Source organism: SAR324 cluster bacterium (assembly GCA_029245725.1).
Classification (GTDB): domain Bacteria; phylum SAR324; class SAR324; order SAR324; family NAC60-12; genus JCVI-SCAAA005.
In genome coordinates this window covers 1-4,412 of sequence record JAQWOT010000160.1, presented here as the reverse complement: position 1 = coordinate 4,412, position 4,412 = coordinate 1, and the positions used below count along the sequence as shown (strand labels likewise).

At 40.1% G+C, this 4,412-nt stretch carries 6 protein-coding genes; 2 read left to right on the top strand and 4 right to left on the bottom strand.

From position 1 onward, the window contains the following. Nucleotides 1-550: 550 nt before the first annotated feature. The 4 genes from P8O70_08080 to P8O70_08065 form a co-directional block, all read right to left on the bottom strand. On the bottom strand, nt 551-1,207 hold the full coding sequence (locus tag P8O70_08080) for a dienelactone hydrolase family protein (GenBank protein MDG2196835.1): 657 nt from the start codon (nt 1,205-1,207) through the stop codon (nt 551-553). 643 nt (nt 1,208-1,850) lie between these two features. Next, complete coding sequence (locus P8O70_08075; GenBank protein MDG2196834.1) at nt 1,851-2,174, bottom strand: GYD domain-containing protein; 324 nt, start codon at nt 2,172-2,174, stop codon at nt 1,851-1,853. Between the two features lie 155 nt (nt 2,175-2,329). Next, entirely contained in the window at nt 2,330-2,683 is a 354-nt protein-coding gene (locus P8O70_08070; GenBank protein MDG2196833.1) for a hypothetical protein, read from the bottom strand. 435 nt (nt 2,684-3,118) lie between these two features. Beyond that, a complete protein-coding gene (locus tag P8O70_08065) occupies nt 3,119-3,493 on the bottom strand; it encodes a nuclear transport factor 2 family protein (protein MDG2196832.1) in 375 nt (124 codons plus the stop codon). 239 nt (nt 3,494-3,732) lie between these two features. Here P8O70_08065 and P8O70_08060 point away from each other — a divergent pair, with 239 nt between their 5' ends. Together P8O70_08060 and P8O70_08055 are read left to right on the top strand one after the other, a co-directional pair. Beyond that, nucleotides 3,733-4,116, top strand: coding sequence for a nuclear transport factor 2 family protein (locus P8O70_08060; protein MDG2196831.1), 384 nt, complete (start codon nt 3,733-3,735; stop codon nt 4,114-4,116). Nucleotides 4,117-4,181: 65 nt separating this feature from the next. Next, the coding region (locus tag P8O70_08055; GenBank protein MDG2196830.1) for a phospholipase at nt 4,182-4,412 on the top strand (231 nt) is incomplete at its 3' end.

Sequence of the window (4,412 nt, the reverse complement as noted above, 5' to 3'; positions counted from 1 at the left end):
ATAGAGCAACTGACTTCTAATCAGTAGGTTTCAGGTTCAAGTCCTGATGGGCGCGCCATTAAAATCAGTAATTTAGCTCTCTTCTAGCATTTTTTGGCCCTACCTAAATCAACGCCAGGTGCACTCAATTCCTTCTCTTCTACCCACTCCACTGTTAAATTCTCATTATGATCTTTACCCCTGCGGTATCACAGTTATTATAAAATCAAGCATAGAAACTGGCTCAAGTCATAGCACACTTAGACGCAGTTTTGTGAAAAACTTTCCTTGCTCAAAACACATGTTTGTCAAGGCTGAGAATTATTTTCGCTTACCGAGCTAACCCCTGTTTTGGGATCGACACTTCCTGATCAATTCCTACGTTAGTCCAGCCCAATCGTAAGATCCCCTGCCAATCAATCAAAACATCCTGATTCATTTTCTATCTCGACAGAGACCATTAGAAGGTTTATCAACGGAATTTAGCCTGTGACTACCTATTCCCAGTCTTGATGATCTTTGAAACCCTGTAGATATCTGTATGTCCCAATTGCTTTGCTTATCAATTTTTCTATGACCTTCTTTGTTGGAGTATCCACTCATACACTGAAGGATCTGAAAAAGCTTTATCCCAGCAAATTGAATCGTGCCCGCCTTCAGGCACTACTGTAAACTTCACATTTGATCCGATAGATTTTAGTTGCTTAACCATATTTTCAGTTACAGAGATAGGGACAATTTCATCCTTAGCCCCATGAAAAGCCCACACAGGTAGTGTTGGTATTCGAAAAGCGTAGACAAAAGGTGCACTTGCACCGCCAGCTACAACACAGGAAGACCAAAAATCTGGATGTTCAATTGCTAGCCTCCAAGCAGCATACCCCCCCCTACTCATACCCATCAGATTTATCTTATGAACATCGATTCTATAGGATGATATTGCAGATTTAATAATGGACATCACTGTCAGCTCATTCCAGAATTTTTCTGGGTAATGATGTAAAGGAGATACAACGATACTCTCCAATTGATTCCCATCCGCAAGGTATTGGTTAATCCCAATTTCTTTCAAAGCATCAAACGCATTTTCTTCAACAGATCCTCCATGTAGAAAGACAATTAGGGGGTGCCGGTATTCAGTATTTTTTTCATAACTATCTGGTTTATATACTAAATAATCGATGTCGATAGCATTGTGTTTATCCCTTTTGCAAATGATCCTTTTCATAGTTTTCCCCCACAAAATGATCGCGTGAAAAAAAAATCTAAGCATTAATAGTTATATTTTGTCTGAAACGAAAATAAACCATGCTTATCAACTGATTGGTCAAAATACACAAGAATCTTTTGGCTTTAAAATTTGCATTGTATCAAAATTTTATATAAATATTATCCCTGAAAAATTACTGATTAGAAATCATTTACAAGATATTTGTATAAGCTAAGTTCATTCGACAATGACAAATGTATGTATTAGCCATTGAAAATAGGAACAACACAAAGAAAAGTGAAAAATTGGGAATCAAAATCCTTTAATTCTTTAGTTCCCTCACCAATATTATCATGACACCCAATGACCTGACCCTCATCTCCTCAAACTGAGCAAAAGCGATGAAATCGAGAGAGAAGAAGAGGAGATTTTCGACTGAGGGGGAATGACAGAACTTATCAAAAAAGTAAGGGGGAATACGAAAGGGAATATCGATTTGAGGAAACACTAAAAAAAATCGTGCGGTGCAGACCAATGGATTAATATTCCCCTCTTTTCTCAGTTTTCCCCAATGTTTACTTTCTATAGATTTGATCAGTCGGTGGGGTGAGTTAAAAGAATGTGGGATCCAACCTAAAATTCCCAGAGCAAAACAACTGAATTATTCAGTAATCGGTTTGAATGTATCGCGAGCTTTCCGCTGACTCTCCGTCACAGCTGAGAGGTCAACCTCACACCAAGACCTCAAAGTCGCAGTTGACCCCGTTGCCAAAGCATTGTTTAGCATTCCTTTATGTACTTCACGGCTTGGAATCTCAGCTATTGCAATAAAATCTGCATCTCCATCACAGAAGAAATAGTCGATAATTTTACCACCGCAAGCGCTATACAGTTCATCCATAGCTGCTCTACGTTGTTCATAAGTTGCATCTGCCAGAGCTGCAAAACCTGCTTGTGAATATGTGCCAGCAATTACGGCTTTCATTGATTTCCTTTTTCATTTTTGATTTGAGAAACTGCCATTCTGTTTTTGAATGGCTACTAAGAATTTAACATAGCCAGAAAATATCATCTAGAAGATAGCCAAAAGACAAGCAAAGTTTAAGTGCTGACTCCACTCACTATCTGAATGTTTACTTTTTACCAATACATTCTGTTTTCAGGATAATTCCTAAGTTGGTCTGTATTTCTATAAACTGAAAGAAATTCATGTACTTCCTGAACCATGGAATTTACCAACTCATCCAATTTCTCATGTTCTAATTGCCTGTAAACATCCTGTTCACTTTTAGCGACCCAGTGACAATAAAAAAACTCCTCATTTGTAATCCATGTCTGCATGCATTTCGCGTAAGGGCCACTGTGGCTTTCTCCCCATTCTTTTTCAGTTTTTCTTTTCTGAGGTGGTGTCTTGTTCTCTGGTGGAGTCAGAATCATCCTGCGAGTTTCATCAGAGATAAACGTGTGCACCACAAAGAAATGTTTTTCTTCCATGCTGATACTCTCAATCATCTTTAACTAATCCAAGTTTATCCTCCACAAGAGCAGGATTGCTTTTGGCAAACCAACTTATCAACTCAGAGATAGAGATAGTCAAGGATTTAGCCAAAGTACGGATTGCAAACTCAAATCATGAAAGCCAATGAACTACCGAACACCAAATTAACTGGCGTATCGATATGACTTTTTCGAAGCAACGGTCTGCCGCTGGTGTCAGAGCAGCTATTTGCCAAGCTACAAGGCTGGTAGCTGCTGGTGGATTGACCCAGACGTTGAGTCGTTATCCAGCACAATGACTGGGTACGGTCAGAAATGAAGTCGAGAGGCTGGCAGTAGTAACTTTGGGAGGTGATGCAGGCAGCCGCAGTCATTTGTGGATTAGAGTTGCAGTTCCACTTGAATGTGGAACTGCGGTTCAACGAGAAGAAGTTACATGGCCTTCATTGTGGCGGCCCATTTTTGGGAGTCATCTAAGATATGAAACTCAGATATCTTTTCATTTTGAACTTTGAAAAGATGACCGAAATCAGCGTCCATTCCGGTCGCAGTCCCGTGCACTAACACAAAAACATACTCACCTTCAGCAATCATAAGTTTGGGTTCAACTTTAAAATTATCAAAATGCGTTGGGATCTGCATGAGCATGTCGTTTAACCAAGCATCAAAACCCTTGTGAGTTCCAGAAAATTTGTGCATTCCGTTTGTTTTCACAATCACATCACTGTGGAACAAAGTGCGAAAAGTGTCCATGTCTCCAGTGGCAAAGCAGTCGTACCCTTTTTGGACTAATTCTTTAGTTGTCATGTCATCTCCAATTTCAATGCTGTTGAAAATAGTTGAGGCAAGTTTCGACAAGCTAAGCTGAAACAACTGAGAAATAGTAATTCTAATGAAATTATTTTCAATCTATTAGTTGGACGTGACAAAACGTTCAGAAATGAATATGCCAGCAAAGATGGTAGGCCTTGCCTTCCAAGAAATACAACTGTTGTTGGATACCTTTCGCGGGAACGACAACTGAAAGTGATGGGAGGTTTGTGAAAATGACAGAAGTTGACGCTCTGCGGGCTTATGCTCGAATGATGAACACCCTAGACCCAGCACATCTAGAAGCGCTACTTGCTGAGGACTTTGTCTATGAGTCACAGAACGTATTTCAACCCTTGGAATCCAAACAGGAATTTCTGGAATACATTTACCCGAAACTAAAAACAATTCGGGAAGCGAATGCAACGGTGTTTGCTGAGATGGGGACGGTTAGCGCCTACAAGCCTGAACAACCCTGCGTGATCATGGCTCAAAATGAAAAAGACAATCTTGTGGCTTTGGTACTGGTGAAACTGGAGGACCAACTGATCAAGCGCCTTGATCTCTGTATTGTTCCTCCGCCACAAACAGCAAATTGGAGCGGGGAGTCTCCTGAATAAGCGATATCTTGGACTATCAAATCAATTTTGGATAATTAGGTTTTAACTCGATTAAAGGACTCCACATGCACTTCAAGCGATCATTTACTCAAGAAGTCAGCAGCCATTACTTACTTGATTTGCCCAAAGACTGTGCTGAAAAAACAGATTGGCCACTTGTGGTTTACCTGCATGGTTATGGCGAAAGTGGTAATGATTTGGAAATGGTGAAACAGAATGGGCCGCCCAAATTAGTTGCAGAAGGTAAGCAGTTTCCATTTGTGGTAGTTAGTCCACAGTGTCCATCTGGTTTTTAC